Below are 20,795 nucleotides of genomic sequence, written 5' to 3'. Positions count from 1 at the left end.
GAGGTCTTCCTCCAAAGGACGCCCCGGCCGGTGCTTCCGACCGGGGCGCACACATCAGAAGTCGTCGTCCAGGCCCTCTTCGCGGCGGATCATCCGCCAGGCGGCCTTGCGGGCACTGCGGTCCAGACTGGACTTGAAGCCCTTGTCGGGGCCGAAGTACTGGCGGCCCATGCCCGCGATGGTGTCGATGTGGTCGGCCATCTTGTCCGCGAAGACGTTGTCGAAGACGAGGCCGAAGTTCTCCTCGTCGTTGACGACGGCCGCTGCCCGCACCTTCGGGTCGGCCTTGGCCTCCTCGAACGGGCGGATGACGTCCTGCTCGGTGAACTCGGTGCCGAAGCGTTCATTGAACTTGTCGATCAACTGCGAGAGCAGCGACTTCTCCGCTTCCTTGGCACCGCCCGAGCCGTCGCCGAAGCCCTGCATCGTCGTCGGCCCCTCCGAAGTGAGGGAGACGTCGTACTCGCCGGTCTTCTCCACCCGCATGTGGCTGAGGTCGATCTCGCCGATGTCCACGCCGCCGTCCGCCCGGCGCGGCAGCCGGTTGAGCAGGTAGCGGCCATAGAGGTGCAGCCGCTCCAACTCGGCGTCCTGGTACGGGACGATCTGCGCGAGGAAGCCGTACTTCCTGACGTAGTCGTTGAGGGCGGCGCGGAAGTCCTCCGCGGCCTCCTGGTCGTCCGATTCCTCGCTTTCGAGCAGCGGCGTGAAGCGGGCGACGGCGGGGGAGAGCAGCCGGTACAGCTCGGCGTGCAGCTTCTCCCACTTGGACTGTGAGCCCGCGGCCTTCTCCTTGGCGGCGAAGTACGCGGCGGCGAACTCGTCCATCTCCTGCCCGGACAGGATCGCCGCCTGCATGACCCGGCTCTGCGCGGTGTAGAGCAGGTTGGGGTCGGAGGGGAGGGTGTTCGCCTCCTCGAAATACGGGCGGAAGGCGTCCTGTATGTCGTTGGCGTCGTTGACGAAGTCCAGGACCGCCAGGTCCGCCTGGCTCTTGCGCTCGGCGGTCCGGTTCAGCCGGGACAGGGTCTGGACGGCTGAGATGCCGGTCAGTGACTTGTTGACGTACATCGTCGTCAGCAGCGGCTGGTCGAAGCCGGTCTGGTACTTCTCCGCCACGACCAGGATCCGGTACTCGCGCTGGCCCGTACCGCCGGCCCGGGCGGCCTTGTCGTCGACACGTGTGTACGCGAACGCCTTCGGCAGCGCGCTCTCCGACAGCCCGCCGTTCTCCTTCGGTTCGGTGGTCTCCTCGCCGTCGAGGGTGAGCGAGCCGGAGAAGGCGACGAGGACCCCCAGGTCGGGGTACTTGGTGTCGTAGTCCCGATCCTTGATGTAGCTCTTGATCGCGCGCGCCATCTGCACGGCGGACTGCCGGGAGGCGGTCACCACCATGGACTTGGCCCGGCCGCCGAGACGGCCCCGGCTGTGCGCCACGAAGTGCTCCACGATCACCTGGGCGTGCTGGGCGACCGTCGAGTCATGGGTGAGCGCGTACCGGGCGAGCAGGCCGTTCGCCTTCGACGGGTCGACCTCCCGCTCGTCGGGGTTCTGGTTCACCAGCTTCCAGTACGTGTTGTACGTGACGTAGTTCCGCAGCGGGTCGAGGATGAAGCCCTCCTCGATCGCCTGCCGCATCGAGTACGTGTGGAAGGGCCGGTAGGCCGCCTTGCCGTCGATGTCCTCGAGCGTGCCGAAGAGTTCGAGGGTCTTGGCCTTTGGCGTGGCGGTGAACGCGAAGTAGGAGAGGTTTGCGGCGCGGGAACGCTGCTCGGCCCTCTTCTTGAGCTGCTCGTCGAGGGCTGCGGCGGCCGGGGCCTTGACCGTGGTCGCGCCCGCGTCGTCCGAGTCGGAGTCCAGGCCGAGGTCGCGCAGCGCGGACCGTACGGCCGTGGCGGCGTCGCCGGACTGCGAGGAGTGGGCCTCGTCCACGATGATCGCGAAGCTGCTGCCCTGGATCTCCGTGGGGTTGCGCTGGAGGTAGTCGAGCAGCGCCGGGAAGGAGTGCAGGGTGACGGTGACGATCTTCCCGGTGTCGCGGGAGAGCGCCTTGGCGAGCTGCTCGCCCTTCGCCCCGTACTTCTCGTCGATCTTCACGACCAGGCCGGCGGTCTGCTCGAAGTTGCCGACCGTTTCGCGGAGCTGCGCGTCCAGGTTGCGGCGGTCGGTGATGACGATGACCTTGTCGAAGACCGGCACGCCCGGCTTGAGGCCCTTGGCGATGGCCTCGGGGTCGAGTGCGCGCGGGTCAGCCGGGGTGTGCAGGTCGCTGAGGCGGTGCGCGAGCCAGCCGATGGTGTTCGACTTGCCGGAGCCGGCCGAGGCCATGACCAGGTAGTCGTGGCCGGCGCCGTGGGTGGCGGCGTGCGCGGTGAGCTTCTTGACCGCGTCCCACTGCTGGAACCGCGGGAAGACCATCGCCTTCGTCGTGCCGCCGCCTGGCGTCTTGCTCTTGTGCAGGTGCACGAACCGCTGGAGCAGGTCCAGCCAGTTGTCCGGCTGCCAGACCTGCTCCCAGAGGTAGGAGGTCGCGTACGTGCCGTAGGCGGTGGGGGCCGGGTTGCCGGCGCCGCCGGGCTGGCCGGGGCCGTTGGAGCCGGTGTTGAACGGCAGGAAGCGCGTGTTCTTGCCCTTGAGCTGGGTGGCGACGAAGACCAGGTCTGGGTCCACGGCGAAGTTCGCGACGACGCGGCGCGTGAAGATCAGCTCGGTGGGGTCGCGGTCGGTGCGGTACTGCTCCTTGGCCTGCTCCACCCCCTGCTTGGTCAGCGGGTTCTTCAACTCGGCCGTGGCGACCGGGATTCCGTTGAGGAAGAGGGCGAGGTCGAGCCGGTTGCCCCAGTCGGCCTGCTTCGTCGCGTACTCGAGTTCGCGGACGACGGTGAGGCGGTTGGCCCGGTAGCCGTCCAGTACGGAGTCGTGGGCGACGAGGTTGGGCTTGAAGTAGGCGACGCGGAGCAGGACCCCGCGGTCCTTGACGCCGTTGCGGAGGACGTCGAGGAGCCCGTTGGTGGCGATGGCCTGGTCGAGGCGGGCGGCGAACCCGCGCTGTGCCTCGTTCGGGTCACCGCCGTAGACGGTGAGCAACTCACTCCACTCGTCGGGCTGGGTCGCCCCGATGAAGGTGAAGAGTTCGTTGGTGTCCAGGCCGAGATCGGCCTGGTAGTCCTGCGGGCGCGCCTCGCGCCAGCCGCGCTCGACCATGGCGGCGACGATGGCGTCCCCGAAGGCGGACTCCGTGTGGATGGGGCTCATGGCTAGGCGGTGACTCCGTCCGTTACGTTGCGCCCGCTGGCGGTGGATACGTCGAACTGGCCGGTTACGGCGGCGGTGATTAGGGCTTGGCGGCGTTCGCTGGCCAACTGTCTGGCCTTGTTTACTTTTGAAGCCAGCGATGAGGCCGCCTCAGAGTAATTTTCAATTGACGCGGAAATTTCCCGCTGCAATTCGATAGGGGGGATGGGAACCGGAGTGTTGGCCAATAGCGGCACGCTGATGTTCTTCTGTGCGCTGCCCCAGCTGACGAGCTCAAAATATTGTCGGCAAACTCGAGAGTTGAGGAACTGGCAGAAATACTCGGGGGAGTTCTCATCTCTGAGCGTCGTGATGAGCTGAGTGAATGTTTGCGATCGGTTGAGATCCTGCGGGACTACCGCGCTAACTCCGGCGTTCCCGGTGCGCACAGTGAGGATGTCCCCAGCGAACACATACTTCGACCGGTTGCGCTCTGCGAAGGGTGGGGTGATGTGGAGCAGGTCACGCACGTCTAGGGAGTTCGACCTGATGTTCGTCGAGCGGATCAAGGGAACTCCGTCACTAGCGTAGGCGTGTGTCGCTGCTTCGGCGATCCCTACGTCCACACGCGCTGCAACATTCTTGAGGCGTCCAATTGGAAACCTCGAAGGGAACGGCGCCGAGTCGGCGATGGGTACATCGTTCTGCGGCTGGGTGTGGCCGTAGAGGAGCAAGGATTCGATGACTCCAGAGGTTTTCTCCCGGAGGGCTGAGAAAAGCTGCTCATGCAGGTTGGCATATGACTCAATCGTGGCCGTCTCGGCGTCGAGAAATTCGGCGATGCGCCGCTGTTCTTTCAACGGGGGTACGGGGATGGGGAGGCGGTTAATGTCCCATTGGAAGAGATGCGGAACACCCATCCCTCCCTTCAGCATATTGATCGAGGCTTGCGTTACTCGACTTTCCAGGACGTAGCGCAAGAACGCCCCGTCAACCCCAATGGGTCGAATAACCGCGATTGAGCCGTTTACCGTCGCTGGTCGAGGAAGATGCTTGACAATGTTGACGATGCCAAGCGTATTGCCGTCCTTGGCGAGTAGAACATCGCCCTCCCGTAGCTTCAGTTCCGGCGACTCTTGATACCGGAATTCGGTGATGTAGTTAACGTTATCGAAGTCGATCTCACGGCCCTTGATGTTGGGTGTCGAGAGAAAAGTGAACCCTTGTGGCTGATACTCGGCCGCAGTGAGAGCCTTCCAGCCAATCCGGGCGTTGACCGACGCCACCCGGTCAACTCGGCTTTTTCCCCAGTGCGCAGGCAGCGCGGGAAGTTCAACGGTCATTCGGTCACCTCACCCAGCAGCGCCTGAATCTCCGCCTCCAGCGACTTCAGCTCCGCGTCGATCTCCGCTAGCGGCCTCGGAGGCGTATACACGTAGAAGTGCCTCGTGAACGGGATCTCGTAGCCGATCTTCGTCTTCGCGTGGTCGATCCACGCGTCCGGCACGTGCGGCAGAACCTCGCGCTTGAGGTAGTCCTCGACGTCCTCGCCGAGCGGCACGTTTTCGTAGTCCCGCTGGTCCGCATCCGGCTCCGGCGCGCCCTTGACCTTCTGGACCTCGCCCTCCGGGTCCCGGACGCCGATCGTCTCCCGTACCGCCTTCGCGAACGGCGCTCCCGACGGCCACGTCAGCCCGGCCGCGACCACCGCGTCCTTGAGCGCGATGAACGCGTCGGACTTCGTCGTCCAGGACGAGCCGAGCAACGTACGTACGGCCGTCACGAACTCCTCGCTCCGCTCCAGCCTCGCCACAGGCTTGGCCTCCGCCAGCGCGGCCAACGTCTCCTCCGTCACCTCGAAGCGCAGCTTCAGCGGCCGCTCCACGGTGATGCGCTGGTAGCCGAAGTCCTCGTTCGCGAAGACCTTGACCTTGCCGTGCAGCGGGTGCTCGGGGTCCTTGGCGACGTGGGCGGCCTCCGCGTACAGCCGAGTGATGTCACCGATGTGGTCGGGGCGGCCGTTCGTCCCGTCGCCCAGCTCCTTGCGCTTGTCGCCGAGCGACTTGCGCATCTTCACCCACTGGTCGCGCGCGTCGAGCAGGACGACCTTGCCCTTGTGGTCGGCGTCCTTGCGGTTGGTGAGGATCCAGAAGTAAGTCGAGATGCCGGTGTTGTAGAAGAGCTGGTCCGGGAGGGCGACGATCGCCTCCAGCCAGTCGTTCTCCAGGATCCAGCGGCGGATCTTGGACTCGCCGGAGTCAGCCGCGCCCGTGAAGAGCGGGGAGCCGTTGAAGACGACGGCGACGCGGGAGCCGCCCCCGCCGTTCACGTCCACCGGCTTCATCTTCGAGATCATGTGCTGGAGGAAGAGCAACGAGCCGTCGTTGATGCGCGGCAGGCCCGCGCCGAAGCGGCCGGCGTCGCCGAGCGAGGTGTGCTCGTATTCGACCTCCTCCTTGACCTTCTTCCACTCCACGCCGAACGGCGGGTTGGCGAGGATGTAGTCGAACTTCCGGCGCGCGTGGCCGTCGTCGGAGAAGGAGTTGCCGAAGCGGATGTTCTCCGGGTCCTGCCCCTTGATCATGAGGTCGGAGCGGCAGATCGCCCAGGATTCAGGGTTGAGCTCCTGCCCGTACACCTCGACCGTCGCGTCGGGGTTGAGGGCCAGGATGTGGTCGTCGGCGGCGCTGAGCATGCCCCCGGTGCCGCAGGCCGGGTCCATGACCGTGCGGACGACACCGGGCAGGCTGAGGGCGTCCGCGTCGGGCGCCACCAGCAGGTTCACCATCAGCTTGATGACCTCGCGCGGGGTGAAGTGCTCACCCGCGGTCTCGTTCGACTGCTCGGCGAAGCGTCGGATCAGCTCCTCGAAGATGTAGCCCATGTTGTGGTTGGGCACGACGTCGGGGTGCAGGTCGAGGTCGGTGAACCTGCCGATGACCTGGTAGAGCAGGTTCGCGCCGTCGAGCTTCCTGACCTGCTGGTTGAACTCGTACTTGTCGAGAACCTCGCGGGCGTTGTCGGAGAAGGCGCCGACGTAGATCTGCAGGTTCTTCGCCGCGTTCTGCGGGTCGGCCGCGATCTTCTTGAGCGTGAGGTCACTCTTGTTGTAGAACGAGTGGCCTGCGGCCTTGCGCAGGAAGTGGTCGGTGTCGATCTCCTGGCCCGCGAACTTGTCGACGGTCTCGGCGACCTTCTCGCGCGTCGGCTCCAGGACGCACTCCAGGCGGCGCAGCACGGTGAACGGCAGGATGACCTTGCCGTAGTCGGACTGTCGGTAGTCACCGCGCAGGAGATCGGCGACGGACCAGGCATGGTTCGCCAGCTCCGTGTGCTTGCTGCTGTTCAAGAGGTCCCGGCTTCCTTCCGAAGAACACCGTCCGGGCGTGGGACGGCTGGGATTCAGTGTGGTCGTGTGCGGTGGGACTCGTGGGGCGTTTCAGACAGAACGGCTGCCCGGTGTGCCCGGGCTGGTCGGTCCGGCCGGTGGCAGGAGTACGCCGGCGGTCAGGCCGGTGGTGAGCGTGGCCGCGGTGTCGGCGGCGAGGTCGGCGGTTCGGCGGACGGCCGCGCGCAGTTCGTGCACGCGGCGGAAGGCCTCCCCGTAGCGCCGCTGTTCCTCCAGGGGCAGCAGCGGTACGCGCAGGCGGCCCGGTGTGACGTGCACGAGGCTGCTGCCGGTCGATGCGGAGGCGATGTTGTCCTCGGCGCCGAGGAACCCGGCCAGGAACCACGGATCGAGGCGGGCGGGGTCGGGGCGTAGGAGGTGGATGTGCTGACCCAGCAGGGCGCCGGCGTCCCGGTCGTCCGCCACCCGGGTCATCGCCGCCGCGTTGCCGCCGTTCGCGACGGCGCGTACGAGGACGTCCCCGGCGGCTACGGGTTGCGCGGCGTCCGCGTGGATGTCGACAGCCGTGCCGGACGGCGGGTTTCCGGCCGCGATGTCGCGGGCGGCGAGGACCGGCCGCTCCACGGCGGGGGCGCCGGAGCCCTTGGAGCCTCGTGTGCCGGGCGTCGCCGCCCGCAGCACGGTCAGGGCTCCGCCGCGTGCCAGGTCGGAGACGGTCGCCGTACGCCACTCGCGGGCCGAGGCCCCGGACGGCTGCCACCCGCCGGAGGCGGAGGAGGCTGCCAGCGCGGCGACCTGCTCGGCCAGTTGCCCGTACAGGTCGTCAACGCGGCGGGACAGGCCGGCCGGGTCGATGTCGCCCGCGGTCGCCCGGACATGGCGGGCCGGGGTGACGTCCACAACGTCGTCGAGGAGGTCGACGAGGGGCACCGCGCGGGCGACGCCGGGCTCGTCGGCGTAGGTGTCGGGTCCGGTGGTGAACGCGGCCCACTGGCCGAGGACCCGGTCGGTCAGCCCCGCCCAGTCGAAGGAGGCGGCGGAGGAAGGGGCGGCGGAAGAGGACGAGCCGGAGCGGCGGGGGCGTGAGCCGCCACGGGTGCCGGCGTCGGCCGTGGCCGTCTCGGTGGCGGACGCCGTGCCCGGGGCGCCGTCCCGCTGCTCGCCCTCCCCGTCGACGAACAGCACCGTCGTACGGTCCGTGCCGCCCGGCTCGGGGCGTTGGAACACCCAGATCTGCAGGCCGATGTGGAGCGGATACGCGGCACGCGCCGGAAGGGAGACGACGGCGCGCAGGGCCCCGCCGCGGATGAGTTCCGCGCGGACGCGGCGGCCGGACGAGCGGAAGGCAACCCCGGGTGGCAGCAGCATGACCGCGTAGCCGCCGGGCTCCACGTGCGCGAGAGCGTGCTGCACCCACGCCAGTTCGGACTCGAAGCGCGGCGGAAGTCCGTACGCCCACCTCGGGTCGTAGGCCAGCTCGTCGTGACCCCAGTCCCGGTCACCGAACGGCGGGTTGCACAGGACCGCGTCCACGGTGACATCGGGGAAGGCGTCCTCGCGCAGGCTGTCGCCGACGCGGGTCGTCGTCTCGGCTTCGGGTGCGGCGAGCAGCAGCCGGATTGCGGTGCGCCGGCCTTGGACGGGGAGCGAGTCCTGCCCGAACAGCTCCCGCGCGCCCTGCCGGGCGGCGGCAGCCAGGAGCGTGCCGCTGCCGCAGGCGGGGTCGAGGACGCGGGACGGGTCGGCGGGCAGGAGCCGTGCCATGAGGAGGGCCAGGCCCTCCGGGGTCTGGTAGACGCCGCTGGCGGCGCCCTCGTCCAGTTCGCGTTCGGCGAGGACGTCGACGGCGGCCTGCGGCCCCGCCTCACGGATGCAACCCAGCAGCGCGCGGACCGCGTCCGCGTCGTCCGGACCGTAGCGGACCGGCTCGGCCTCGGGCACGGCGGCCGGAAGCTCGCCCGTGGTCTTCTCCGCTCGGGCGATCAACTGGTCGTCGGGCAAGGCGGCGAGTTCGGTCAGCTCCTCCGGTGTGCGCCGGGACGCGGCAGCCGCCAGCGGGAACAGTCGCGCGGCCACTCCCGAGCCGGGTCCCAGCAGCCGGAGCGCCGTACGCAGTTCCTCGGTCGGCGAGGCGGTGGAGGTGTGCCCGCGTCCCCGCAGCCATGCCTGGACGGCCGGCAGGTCGTAGAGCGGACTGGTTTCCGTGCCTGCGCTGGGAGCCGGGAAGTCGTCGTGGCGGCGGCGCCAGTTGCTGACGGTGGCGCGCGTGACCCCTGCGATACGGGAGATCTCGGCGGCTGTCACATGCGCTGAGGGTGCCGGTTGGGCTGGTGGCTGCTGGGGCATGGCGTGGGGTTCCGCACCTCTCGGGCCAGTCGGACGGGGACGGTTAACACATTACAACGGTCGTCAAATTCGTCAAGCCGTTTGACAGTGCTTTCAGTGCCATGCTTATCTAGTAATGGTTCCGAGTGGAAGCGTGACGCTAACTGCGCCACCGAACTGTGGAGCGCCCTGTAGCCGTACCGCGTCACGCATCCGATCTCTGTCAGTCCCTACTCATCGCAACGCGACACGTCAGGGCCGCGCCCTCGCCGGATCCGTTCCGCACCGAAGTCGCCACCCACCGCACATGTCCCCTCCCTCTCAACGGGGGACCACGCCGCCCACCACCACCCCCACGCGAACGCCGGGGCACCATCCGCACCGACCGCGTGCCGGTGTCCGCCCCATCCCCCGAACCAGCATCCGGCCCCCGGGAGACAGCACATGACCGTGACGGAACAGTCCCAGCGGAACGCGGACGAACCCACCGACCCCACTCGGCCGAACCCCGCCGACCAGCCCCCGCCCCTGGCTGATCTGGTACGGACCCGTCTGGGCGAGGCGGCACTCACCGAGCCCGTGAAGGCGCTCCTGAAGGAGGCGCTGGGCGAGAACGAGCCCCGTGGAACCTCCCCGGTCGGACGCGTCTACCTCGGCTCCCTCGCCGTCAACGGCTTCCGCGGCATCGGCCCCCGTGCCCGGCTGAGCCTCAGCCCCCGTCCGGGTGTCAACCTCGTCGTGGGCCGCAACGGCTCCGGCAAGTCCAGCCTCGCCGACGCCATCGAGGTCGGCTTCACCGGCACCCGGGCCCACCGGCCGGGCCAGGACGCCGCGCGCGGCGGCCACTGGTACAACCTCCACAACGCCGAAAGCCCCAAGATCGAGCTCAAGCTCGCGATCGAGGGCGACACCGGCAACAGCACCCTCACCCGCACCTGGGGGAGCCAGGAGTTCGGCAGCTCCGAGGCCACCTTCAAGCGCCCGGGTCATGCAGCCGTCCCCGTGGCCGAGGCCGGCTGGGACGCGCCCCTCGCCGACCACCGGCCGTTCCTCTCCTACACCGACCTCGACCTCATGCTCACCGGCAAGCCGTCCGAGCGGTACGACGCGATCGCCACCATCCTCGGCATGGAGCTGCTCTCCACCGCGATCAACCGGCTGAGCGCGCAGGAGAAGGCCCTCGCTGCCGTCGCGAAGGAGACGAGGGAAGCCCTGCCCGGCCTGAAGGAAGCCCTCTACGCGCTGGAGGACGACGACCGTGCCGTACAGGCCCTGCTCGCCGTGGACACCTCGGGCGACCTGGACCTCGACACCATCGACGCGCTCGTCGCCGGTCTCCCCCCGGCCGACGACAGCCGGCTCGCCGAGCTCCAGATCGAGGCCGGGGTGCACGGACCCGATCTGGTGGAGGTTGGGGAGGCCGTCCAGCGGCTGCGGATCGCCCTCGCCGACGTGGAGGACCTCCACGGCACCAACGCCGAGAACGCCCGGCTGCGCGCCGATCTGCTGGAGAAGGCCCTCGCCCACGCCGACCGGCACCCCGACGACGACGTCTGCCCGACGTGCGGAACGGAGCGGGTCCTCGGACGGGAGTGGTACGACCGCGCCTCCCGGCAGGTCGCGGAGCTGCGCCACGAGGCGAAGACCGCCGACGACGCCCGCACCGCCGTCCGGACCGGTAAGCGGAACCTCCACAACCTCATCGAGAACCCCCAGCGGATCCCCATTGCACTGGCCGGCCCGTGGAAGGCGTGGACCGACTGCCGGCAGATCACCGACCCCGCCGAACTCGCCCGGAGCGCCGAAGAAGCCGCCACGGTCCTCGTCGACGCCTGCGAGACCGTCAGGAGGCATGCGGCCCAGGAGCTTGAGGCGCGCGACGAGCGGTGGCGCGCGCTCGTCACCCGGCTCGCCGCCTGGGCGGACAAGGCCCGCGAGACCGAGCGGGACAAGTCCCTGTTGCGCGACCTCCGCAAGGCGGTGAAGTGGCTCAAGGACCTCTCCGCCGAGCTGAGGGAGCAGCGCATGGAACGCTTCACCGACGCCACGCAGGCCATCTGGGAGCGCCTGCGGCAGGAGAGCAATGTCGACCTCACTGCCGTGAGCCTGAAGGGCAGCGAGAAGGCGAACGTCCGCAAGCTCGTCATGGCGGCCTCCGTCGACGGCCAGGACGCCCCCGCGCTCGACGTCATGAGCCAGGGGGAGCTGCACTCCCTCGCGCTCTCCCTCTTCCTGCCGAGGGCCACGACCGCGGACAGCCCGTTCGGCTTCCTCGTCATCGACGATCCCGTGCAGTCCATGGACCCGACCAAGGTGCACGGACTCGCCCAGGTGCTGCACGAGATCGGCAGGCACCGGCAGGTCGTCGTCTTCACCCACGACCCCCGTCTGCAGAAGGCGTTCACCGACCAGGAGCTGCCGGTCACGGTCTTCCAGGTGACGCGTGGCGAGGGGTCCCGGGTGAAGGTCGACTGCGTCGACGACCCGGTCGCGCAGGCCATCGGCGACGCCCGGGCCATTGCCGCCACTCCGGGGCTTCCCCCCGAGACGTACAGCCACGTGCTGCCCGGCCTGTGCCGTATCGCCCTGGAGAACGCGTTCCTGGAGGCCGCCTGGATCCGCCACCACCGCACCGGCGGATCGGAACACGACCTCCAGACCGCGATCGGCGGCGCGGAGAGGTTCCTGGAGGTCGCGGCCTTCGCCCTCTTCGGCGACGTGACGCGCGGTGCCGACGTCACGGGGGAGGTGCTCCGCCGCTACGGAAGCACGGCATGGTCGCTGATCCAGCAGTGCCAGAAGGGGTTCCACTCCAGCGGCGCCTCGATCCCCGACCCCCACCGCTTCGTCTCGGACGTCGAGGCTCTGGCGCAGAAGATCCGCAAGCCGGAGGTGACCGCATGACCACCCCTGCCCCTGCTTCGGTCGAAGGTCTGCTGCTGACGGCCGACCGCCTCCTCGCCAGCGAACTCGCCGACGCCACCACCGCCGGCCGGCACCGCGGCGCCTGCCTCGCGCTGCGGACCGCGCTGGAGCTCTGCGTCGACCGGGTGCTGGACGCCGTGATGCCCGGTCTGCCCCGCACCACAGGGCGCGCCAAGCTGCTCCTCCTGCACTCCGTCGCGCCGGCCGAAACGGCCCGGCGGGCGAAGGCCCTCTGGTCCCAGCTGAGTCTGGGATGCCACTACCACCTGTACGAGCTCGGACCCACGTACGACCAGGTGCGGGTCTGGCGGGCCGAGGCCGGCGGTCTAGTCCGGGAACTCGGCAACTGATTGTTCGTCACCGTCCGTTTTCTGATAGTTGTTTCACGGGGTACGGGCGCATGCCCGTGGCGGTGTCCCCCGGCACCGCAGGGAGGACGCACATGAGCACCACCACTCGGGACGAGACCCTCGCCGGCGAGCAGCGGGCGGTGGACCACGCGTACGACTGCTACACCACGAAACTGGCCGAACTGAGCGGCAGCTCGGCGGCCACCGCCTCAGCGAGCGGCAAGGACGGGATCGCCAACCGGGCCGAAGCGGAGGCGCGGGCCGAGGCCTACGGAGGACTGGGCGACGAGGCGCTGGTCTTCTCCCGCATCGACGCCCCGGAGGACCCGGGCGGAGAGCCCCGACCGTGGTACATCGGGCGCCGCAGCGTGCACGACGCCTCGCACGAGCTGGTGGTGCTGCCGTGGACCAGCCCCCAGGCGAAGACCTGGATCGAGACCCGGCCCGAGAGCCCGGGCGAGGTGGTCCTGCGCCGGCAGCTCCGCTGCGTACAGCGGATCGTCGAGAGCTACTTCGACGAGATCTCCCTGGCGACGCCCGCTCCCGTGCCCTTGTCCGTACCCGAGCCCGCCGCCGTACCGGTGCCCCGTCAGGCCGCCGACGACAGCGCGGCGGAGGAGACGGACGCGTCCCCCGCCCCGGAACGCACGTCGGCCCCCACGCCCGACGATGTCGTCCGACGGCAGCGTTGGAAGGCACTCCAGCCGGACGACTTCCTGCTGCAGGAGCTCCAGCGGTCGCGCGGCGGTTGGATGAGGGACATCGTCGAGACCATCCGCCGTGACCAGATGGAGCTGGTCACCGGCTCGCCCTCGGACATCCTCGTCGTGCAGGGCGGCCCTGGTACCGGCAAGTCGGCGGTCGGTCTCCACCGGGTGACCTGGCTCGTCAACAACGAGCACTTCAAGGCCCAGGACATCCTCGTCATCGGCCCCCACCAGCGGTTCCTCGACTACGTAGGCCAGGTCCTCCCCACCCTCGGCACCCGGGATGTGAACGCTGTCCAGCTGGACAGGCTGTGGGAGGGCGAGATCCTAGGTGTGGACTCGCCGAAGGCGCGTCTGGCGAAGTCGGGTGAAGGCATGGCGGCCGTGCTGCGGCGCCGGGTCGAGAGCGACTACCGCCCAGAGGCTCTTGACGCCCTCACCGTCGTCCCCTCCTTCGAGGGCGACGAGCCCGGGGTCGTCGTCACCGCCGGCAGTACGACCCTCCGCGTGCCGAAGTCTGAGGTCCTCGCCCTCCTCGACCAGGCTCACGCCGGCGACGGGCCCTTCCGAGAGCGGCGCGACCGCTTCCGTGGCCTGTTCGTCGACCGGCTTCTCCAAGAGCTCGCCGATGTCGCACCGCGCCGCGGACAGGCCGGCACGATCCGCCGCGACCTGGAACGCAACCGCCGGGTCGAGCGCCTCGTCGAACGCGTCTGGCCGTCCCCAGGACCCCGGGAGGCTCTGCGCAGCCTCTACGACTCGGCCGACCTCCTGCGGGACTGCGCCGACGGCATCCTCGACGAGGAAGAGCAGGCGGCCCTGCTGCGAGCCCGCGCTGCCAGCGCCGACGCCGACCCGTGGACCCTCGACGACCACGTCTGCCTCGAAGAGCTTCGCGTGCTGATCAGCGGCGACACCCCACCGCGATATGGCCACATCGTCGTCGACGAGGCCCAGGACCTCACGCCCATGCAGGCCCGCTCCCTGCGGCGACGGTGTGCGGTGGGCGGCTCCATGACCATCCTGGGCGACCTCGCGCAGGCGACGGGCGCCCATATCCCGACAAGCTGGGACCCGCTCGGCACACTCCTTTCCGACCACGGCGACTGGAGCGTGGCTCAGCTCACCACCAGCTACCGCGTCCCCGCCGAGATCATGGAGTTCGTCGCCCCTCTCGCCCGCGTGGTCGCCCCGTCCCTGCCCTATCCACAGGCTGTCCGTGAGGCAGGCGCGGACGCCGTGCGGACCGTGGCGACCGAACCGTGGAAGCTGCTCGACGACACCGTCGCCCACGTGGCACAACTGGTGCGCACCAGCGACGGCAGCAACCCCCGCTCCGTTGCCGTCATCGTCCCCGACGACTCCGACTGGCTGGACACCATCAGCCACCGGATCCACGAGGGCGGCGACATCGCCGACCGCGATCGCGATGCCGTGTCCGTACTGGCCGCCGCGCAGGCCAAGGGAATGGAGTACGACCACGTCCTGGTCGTCGAGCCCGCGACGATCGCCGACCGCGGTCCGGCCGGGCTGCGCCAGCTGTACGTGGCCCTCACCCGCAGCACCCAGAGCCTGACCGTCCTGCACACCGCCGCGTTGCCGGAGGCGCTCACCGCCCCCGCGGACGACTCTGAACCCGCGGCACCGGACGTCCGGCCTGTGGGCGCGGCGGAAAGCCTTCCCCGGATCGGCAGCGATGTCCGGGTCGAGGTCGTGGGCCACGTCTCTGGCGGTCGGTACAAGGTCAGGCCGCTGTCTCCGGTGATCGGTCGGCCGCTCGTGCTCACCGTCCGCCAGGGCACGGTTCCCCCGCGGCGGGGTGACGCGCTGGACTGCTGGGTGTTCGCGAACGACACGAGTCAGACGGTGCTCACCGCCGATCAGCGCGGCCGGTCGCCCGTCTCGGAGCGGATGGCGGGACGCTATCTCGCGGCGCTGGACGTGCTGGGAGAGCTGACCGGCAGCGACGGCGACGTTCCAGACGCCCGCAGCCGCCTCTCCGAACTCCAGGGCATGGCCAACCGCATCCTTCGCCGGGACCAAGCCGACTGGGTTGACGTCCTTCACCTGTTCGGTGATCCGGACAGAGAACGACTCGGAGCTCTTCGAGACCTTGCCGCGACAACCAACCGTGCGCTCAAGGAGGGCACCTTCGACGCAGGTCGGCTCGCGGAGGGGTTGGATGCTTCCGGCTGGGCAGGGCCCCTCGCTGAAGCACGGCGAGAGCTCCAGGAGCGCTTCAGCATGGCGATGAAGCCGAACTCTGACGGCCCGATCCCCGTCGCCCCGACGCAACCAGATCAGAAGGAAGAGGTGCAGATGACCACCGTGGACACCGCCGCCGCAACACCGGCTGCGACTACGAAGGACGGTTTCCTCCGCGCGCTGGAAGCGGCTGCCGGGGCCGACCGTACGTGCAGGAAGCACGAGGCGGTCCGTCATGCGCTGAAGGCATCACTTCTCTGGGCGGACCTCCAGCCGGCCGACTCCTCGGTCGTCGACGTCAGCTGCGTCACCCAGCAGGGTCTCTTCCTCTACGAGGCCCTGGGCGCAGGCTGCTCCACCTATGCGGACCTGCGATCGGGCGCGACCCGCCTGCTCGAGATCAACCACACGCTGCCCGCGCCAGCCGACGGTCTCTACCTTGTCCTCTCCGAACCGCCTGCCGAAGACTGGTCCGTAGACACGATTCGCGACGTCTTCCGTGTCAATGTCATCTGGCGCAGCCCGACCGGCTGGGGCGGCGAGAACGCGCACACTGCCTTCGGCTCCTCCGGGTGATCAATCACCAGTAGCCGTAGTCCAGCTCGCGCGCGCCTGCTGGAGCAGGCGAAGCAGGAGCAGGTGACACCGCGGGGTTGGGAACGAAGTCGAGCAGTTCGGACGCCCTGATGAAGTGCTGGCCCCGGCAGCCAGGACAACTCGCAAGCGCTCAAAGACCCAGACCCGGATGTAACCAAGCTTCGGCAGGTGCACAACTAGGCGACCACTCGGCCCACCTCGGTGTCCGTTCCATCCCGACGGGTCGGCACGGCGGTCGTCGGCGTCCGCGTAGTTGATCTTTGCTTGTTCTTTGAGCTCTTCATAGTTGCGAACGATCAGGCGCGGTTAGGGTCAAATGGTCGCGAGTGCAACGGGAGGGGACATAAGTGGGCGACGATGGCAAGATCCTTGACATCAAGATGGCGGATCTGAAGGCGACAGCACCGACGTTCCACGATCAGAGCGAGGCGCTTGGCAAGGCTCTGGGTACGCTTCGCACGTCGCTGGCGAAAGCGGGGGCGGCCTGGGGAGATGACGACCCGGGGAAGCAGTTCCACGACAAGTACGGGCCGATCGTGGCCCGGATCGAGGAGTCTGCTGGCATCATCAGGGATGGCTTGGCGAGCATCCACACGGCGATGACCGACATGGCCGACGGGCACATAGAGAACGACGCTCTGATCGGCGCCATGTTCCGCAAGATCACACCTCAGCCCCACGGCGAGCCCGATGCCCCAGGGCGCCAGCAGTGAGCACCGGTGACAAGGTCCGGGAGATCGTCACCGACGTCACCGGAATCGAGTGGCCTGCCGGCAACGTAGGCAAACTGCGTAACATCGCCAACGCGTGGCGAACGTTCGCCGACGACATGGAAGACGTCACGGCGGCCGCCAACAAGGCGGCTCAGACGCTGATTCACAACAACAGCGGAGAGGCGATCTCCGCGTTCGCCGACCCCTTCTGGGCCCGCTACTACCACGACAAGAAGGGGTGGCTCCAGGACCTCGTCGATGGTCCCCGCTCGCTTGCGGACGGGATCGACAAGTACGCCGATGCAGTGGCCGACGCGAAGAAGAAGCTCGACCGCGAACTGGAGATCGCCGGCGCCGTGATCGTCGCCGGCACAGGCCTGGCGTTCTTCACCCTGGGTGCTACCGAAGTCGCCGCGGCTGCGGCCACCGCCACCATCGTCGAGCTTGCCGCGACTGTGGGCGTGGCCCTCACCACCGAGGTCGCCACCATCGCTGGCACTGTCTTCGCGACTGCGGCCATCGCGGGCATCGAATCCGTCACCGTCGACCTCGCCGTCGCCCAACCGCTCAAGGTAGCGGCCGGCATCCAGACCAGCATCAATCTCGATGAGGCGAAGGACGCAGCATTCTACGGAACCTTGACTGGTGGAGCCTTCGGCGGCGCCGGAAAGGCGTTCCAGCTCGCCCAGGAGGGAGGCGGACTCGCCGGGCTGTTTCCTGGGCTGGCGAACGGTTTCGGTGGGCCTCGGACCGCCTTCGCCAGTCTTCCCGATGGGCTCCCTGCTGGTGACCCCTACGCCTTCCGAACGGGGACGTCTTCCGGGGCTGCCAGCGGGTCGGGCCCCGGCCGCGGTCCCTGGCCGGCATCGAGCGAGCTCGCAGGACCTGCCGCAGGGAAGGAGCTCAAACCACCCAACGCGCGGCACACTGTCTCGGGGTCGGCCAGCGGCGAGGTGAAAAAAGACAACAGCGTCATCCTGCGGGGCCAACAGGAGTCTGTTTCCAAGGACATAGCTGACATAGCCAGCGGTAAGGCGAAATATGTCCCGGAGACTGACCGCTATGAGGTGAACGGGCGCACCTATGGCGTAGAAGGTTCGGGAAGGGTCTATCCGGACTCCGGCCCAGGCATTGTGAAGCTCGACAGGAACGAGTATGCCGCCTTGCAGCAGATAGCCAAAGCGAAAGGAGACCTCAGCGCCGCGCCGCAATTGACTAAGAATCCGCGATTCACGAACAATCCAGGCATCGTCGAGAAAGCGCTGGCCATCTACAACGGGACGTATCCGTGACATACAACCTCCTTACCGTCGACCCCGTCAGCCCCGAAACCATGGCCCTCGCACTTGCCGGATGCCTCGGTATCGCGGTAGGTGACATGGACGTGGCGGATTCTGACGGCGACCCCGACCTCCGCAACTGGGATGCGCCCGTCTCGTGCGAATACCGGGCAGTTCAAGGTGATGTGGCCTGGTCGCTAGACGTCTACGCCCAGGAACACGTCGCTGATCAGCCGCCCGAGTCCGACCTCGCCGCAGGGTTCGCGAAGGCCGCCATGACGACCGTCCTGTTTCCCGCTGAGGAAGCACCACCCAGTGCCTACTGGGCGGTGACGCCGGAAGGCGTTCTCACCCGAGCCCGGCTCGAACTCTCCGACGACGAGCCTCCCCTTTACACGATCACCGCCGTCGAGGCGCCAGTGCCGCAACTGCCCGGGGCGACCGTGACGAGATTCGCCGAGATCGTACGGGAACAGCGGCCGGACACGCCGGTGGCCTGGGCCTTCGCGGCATCGGTGGAGAAGGTGCGGCAGGCCGCCTCGGGCCTCGCGAGGCTTTCCCTCGACGACGGCACCGGCGGCCCCGTCTGGACCGCGAAGGGCAACCTGGCGGTTTGGGAGAGGGTCATCACGCAAATGGAATCCGGGTGGGCGCCGTCGGGGTGGTATCCGGCCGACCTTTACCGGGAGCGGCTGGAATCGCGTGACGAGCTGGCCGGAATTGGTGCCCACCTGCCGCGTGATGTCACTGAGCTACTCGACGAGGCCTTGGAGCAGCTGGACAGGCGGTTTGCCGCTGCGACAGAGGATGACCCGTCAGGGAGTCTCCGCAGAGAGCTGACCGGCAGCTCCGCAGAGCAGACGCCGGTCGGCTGGTGGTGGCACCGCCGCCCGAATCCCGCACCTTGGGAACAGGCCTGACTGCGTCTCGATGGCGACACCACAGGCCTGGTGCGCGATGGGAGTCGCGTACCGGGCCTGCTCGGGGTCTGGGGCGTGGAAACTGAGTACGAGGGATCAGCCCCTCAGCAGCCGCCCTCCGGGCGGAAGGCCTGGATTGGCTCCAGGTGGTGATGCCGAGCGGCGACTTCAGGATCAGCCGTCAGGGATGATGTCTCTGGGCACTGGACATCACGTGAGTCGGCCTACGCACCACGCCCGCACCGGAGCTACGCCACCCGCGCGGTGACCCGTCGCCGACCACCCTTCTGATCGTCGCCGGCGAACAGCAGCCCCGCAGGTGCCCACGGCCGTGGCTGGTGGGCCGTCAGTAACGGGACTTCACGCGTCCATCTGGGGGACCCGGAAGGGCATCCAGCCCCCTGGGAGCCGCGGCATGGATGCGCTGGCGGGTGAGGTATCAGCGTGGGCTCTGACCTGGGGCGTTGCGTACTGCGTTCCAGAAAGGACGGCAGAGCGTTTTGAGTGACCTCGGTGCCAGGTTTCTGACCTGCGGTTTTGGTATTTCCGTCAAGCCCCACGAAGGCGGGGGCTTGTCGGAGGCCTTCTCGGAAACCCCAGAGGGATCGCGCGAGCTGTCTCGACAAACATGCCGGTCAGATGACGTGCGCATAGCGGTACACGCCTGGTAGTCGTCTGACCGCTGACAGCCTAGCGGATCGTGCTGGGAGTGGTCGCATGGATTGCCGCAGGAGCGGGTCTGAGGCGAGGGCACGGTCGTGACCTGGGGGTTCTGAAGGTCTGGGGCCGTGTGCGTGTGCGTGTGTCAGGTGACACGGAGCTCCTGCAGGGCGTCGCTGCGGGCCTCGAGGTGGACCTGGTGGCTGGTGGCGCTCTGCGAGTCGGCGCGGTAGGGGTAGAGGAGCAAGCTCGACAGGATGTATCCGTGACCTACGACCTCGTTACCGTCGCCTCCGTCAGCCCCGAGACCATGGCCGGCCGGCGCCCTTGCCGGCTGTCTAGGTATCGCGGTCAGCGATGTGGAAGTGGCCGATCCTGAAGGTGACCCCGACCTCCGGAACTGGGATGCGGCCGTCGCGTGTGAGTACCGGGCGGTCCATGGTGATGTCGCATGGTCGCTGGACATCTACGTCCAGGACGAGGTGGGTGAGCGGCCGTCTGAGTGCGAACTCGCCGCGAAGTTCGCGAAGGCCGCCACGACGACCGTCCTCTTCCCTGCTGCGGAAGCGCTCCCGAGCGCCTATTGGGCCGTGACGCCGGAAGGTCTTCTCACCCGTGCCCGGCTCGAACTCTCGGACGACGAGCCCCCTCTTCACACGGTCACTGCCGTCGAGGCGGCAGTGCCTCAGCTCCCCCGGGCAGTTGTGGCGCGATTTGCCGAGATCGTGCGGGAACAGAGGCCGGACACCCCGGTGGCCGAGGCCTTCATGGCATCGGTGGAGAAGGTGCGGCAGGCGGCCTCGGCCCTGGCGCAGCTTTCCCTCGACGGTGGTACAGGCAGCCCCATCTGGTCCGCGAACGACAACCTGGTCGTGTGGGAGCGGGTCATCCGGCAGCTGGAATCCGGGTGGGCGCCATCGGGATGGCATCCGGCCGACCTCTATCGAGAGAGGTTGGAAGCCCGCGACGAGCTCGCCAGTATGGGTACCCGCCTGCCGCGTGAGGTCACCGAGCTGCTCGGCGAGGCGCTGGAGGAATTGGACAGGCGGTTTGTCGCGGCAACAGAGGAGGACCCGTCAGGGAGTCTCCGCAGGGAACTGGCGGGTGCGTCTGCAGAACAGGTTGCGGTCGGCTGGTGGTGGCGGCGCCGCCCGGATCCCACGCCTTGGGAACAGGACTGACTTCGAGGCCAGTTCGACCTTGGCGTTACGACAACACTGGGCGTCGATGGCAGTAGCCGTCGGCTCCGGGGTGAACAGCGGGTCGCTCAGTCCTGCCAGCTGTGCGGGGCGCGGAAGCCCCGGGTGCGCTCCAGGCGGCGCCAGGCCGCACGGGGGCGGGGGCGGGGCGGGGTTCCGCGGTGGCGGCGGCGCGGGCCAGGAGGATCGCGGTGATCGCCGCCGGTTCCTCGGGGGCCGCGTCGCCCTTCTCTCTGCGCAGCAGGGTGTGGGGCCGCGCCGCGCCTCCTCCTTGATCTGCCGCAGCTCCGCCAGCCGGTTGAGTGCTGAGTGCTCGCTCGGTGGGGGAGGA

At 68.5% G+C, this 20,795-nt stretch carries 11 protein-coding genes and 1 pseudogene; 7 read left to right on the top strand and 5 right to left on the bottom strand.

Translation table 11 applies throughout. The annotated features are described in order from the left end of the window. Positions 1 to 54: 54 nt before the first annotated feature. From OG472_RS20125 to OG472_RS20110, 4 genes are all read right to left on the bottom strand, one after another. Entirely contained in the window at positions 55 to 3,255 is a 3,201-nt protein-coding gene (locus OG472_RS20125) for a type I restriction endonuclease subunit R (RefSeq protein WP_405941828.1), read from the bottom strand. A 2-nt stretch (positions 3,256 to 3,257) separates the two neighbouring features. Next, positions 3,258 to 4,577: a restriction endonuclease subunit S gene (locus tag OG472_RS20120; protein ID WP_405941827.1), complete on the bottom strand. Its 1,320-nt coding sequence runs from the start codon at positions 4,575 to 4,577 to the stop codon at positions 3,258 to 3,260. Beyond that, positions 4,574 to 6,583: an N-6 DNA methylase gene (locus OG472_RS20115; protein WP_405941826.1), complete on the bottom strand. Its 2,010-nt coding sequence runs from the start codon at positions 6,581 to 6,583 to the stop codon at positions 4,574 to 4,576. Before OG472_RS20115 ends, OG472_RS20120 begins: the two co-directional genes overlap by 4 nt. A 90-nt stretch (positions 6,584 to 6,673) precedes the next feature. Beyond that, positions 6,674 to 8,887, bottom strand: a complete 2,214-nt coding sequence (locus OG472_RS20110) for an N-6 DNA methylase (RefSeq protein ID WP_405941825.1) — start codon at positions 8,885 to 8,887, stop codon at positions 6,674 to 6,676. Positions 8,888 to 9,352: 465 nt separating this feature from the next. On the opposite strand from OG472_RS20110, the gene OG472_RS20105 reads away from it, so the two are divergent. The 7 genes from OG472_RS20105 to OG472_RS20075 all read left to right on the top strand — a co-directional run bounded on the left by OG472_RS20105 (position 9,353) and on the right by OG472_RS20075 (position 20,446). Beyond that, positions 9,353 to 11,812: an AAA family ATPase gene (locus tag OG472_RS20105; protein WP_405941824.1), complete on the top strand. Its 2,460-nt coding sequence runs from the start codon at positions 9,353 to 9,355 to the stop codon at positions 11,810 to 11,812. After that, positions 11,809 to 12,183: a hypothetical protein gene (locus OG472_RS20100; protein ID WP_405941823.1), complete on the top strand. Its 375-nt coding sequence runs from the start codon at positions 11,809 to 11,811 to the stop codon at positions 12,181 to 12,183. Before OG472_RS20105 ends, OG472_RS20100 begins: the two co-directional genes overlap by 4 nt. Positions 12,184 to 12,275: 92 nt before the next feature. Then, the gene (locus OG472_RS20095; RefSeq protein WP_405941822.1) at positions 12,276 to 15,671 is read left to right on the top strand and encodes a HelD family protein; all 3,396 of its coding nucleotides are present in this window, start codon (positions 12,276 to 12,278) and stop codon (positions 15,669 to 15,671) included. A 368-nt stretch (positions 15,672 to 16,039) separates the two neighbouring features. After that, positions 16,040 to 16,405 carry a hypothetical protein gene (locus tag OG472_RS20090; RefSeq protein ID WP_266995120.1) on the top strand — a complete coding sequence of 122 codons (366 nt, stop codon included), beginning with the start codon at positions 16,040 to 16,042 and terminating at the stop codon, positions 16,403 to 16,405. Beyond that, a complete protein-coding gene (locus tag OG472_RS20085; protein WP_405941821.1) occupies positions 16,402 to 17,697 on the top strand; it encodes a hypothetical protein in 1,296 nt (431 codons plus the stop codon). Before OG472_RS20090 ends, OG472_RS20085 begins: the two co-directional genes overlap by 4 nt. Then, positions 17,694 to 18,605, top strand: a complete 912-nt coding sequence (locus OG472_RS20080) for a hypothetical protein (protein WP_405941820.1) — start codon at positions 17,694 to 17,696, stop codon at positions 18,603 to 18,605. Before OG472_RS20085 ends, OG472_RS20080 begins: the two co-directional genes overlap by 4 nt. Before the next feature lie 1,019 nt (positions 18,606 to 19,624). Next, positions 19,625 to 20,446 carry a hypothetical protein gene (locus OG472_RS20075; protein ID WP_405830561.1) on the top strand — a complete coding sequence of 274 codons (822 nt, stop codon included), beginning with the start codon at positions 19,625 to 19,627 and terminating at the stop codon, positions 20,444 to 20,446. Positions 20,447 to 20,532: 86 nt separating this feature from the next. Here the strand turns inward: OG472_RS20075 and OG472_RS20070 are convergent. Further along, positions 20,533 to 20,708, bottom strand: a pseudogene (locus OG472_RS20070) (acyl-CoA carboxylase subunit epsilon). Positions 20,709 to 20,795 lie beyond the last annotated feature (87 nt).

This window comes from Streptomyces sp. NBC_00207 (genome assembly GCF_045160965.1).
Classification (GTDB): domain Bacteria; phylum Actinomycetota; class Actinomycetes; order Streptomycetales; family Streptomycetaceae; genus Streptomyces.
This window is presented reverse-complemented; position numbering and strand designations above follow the sequence as displayed.

Coding starts and splice junctions, on each gene's coding strand:
- OG472_RS20105 (WP_405941824.1), top strand. CDS start 9,353: ATGACCGTGACGGAACAGTCCCAGCGGAACGCGGACGAACCCACCGAC.
- OG472_RS20125 (WP_405941828.1), bottom strand. CDS start 3,255: ATGAGCCCCATCCACACGGAGTCCGCCTTCGGGGACGCCATCGTCGCC.
- OG472_RS20120 (WP_405941827.1), bottom strand. CDS start 4,577: ATGACCGTTGAACTTCCCGCGCTGCCTGCGCACTGGGGAAAAAGCCGA.
- OG472_RS20095 (WP_405941822.1), top strand. CDS start 12,276: ATGAGCACCACCACTCGGGACGAGACCCTCGCCGGCGAGCAGCGGGCG.
- OG472_RS20100 (WP_405941823.1), top strand. CDS start 11,809: ATGACCACCCCTGCCCCTGCTTCGGTCGAAGGTCTGCTGCTGACGGCC.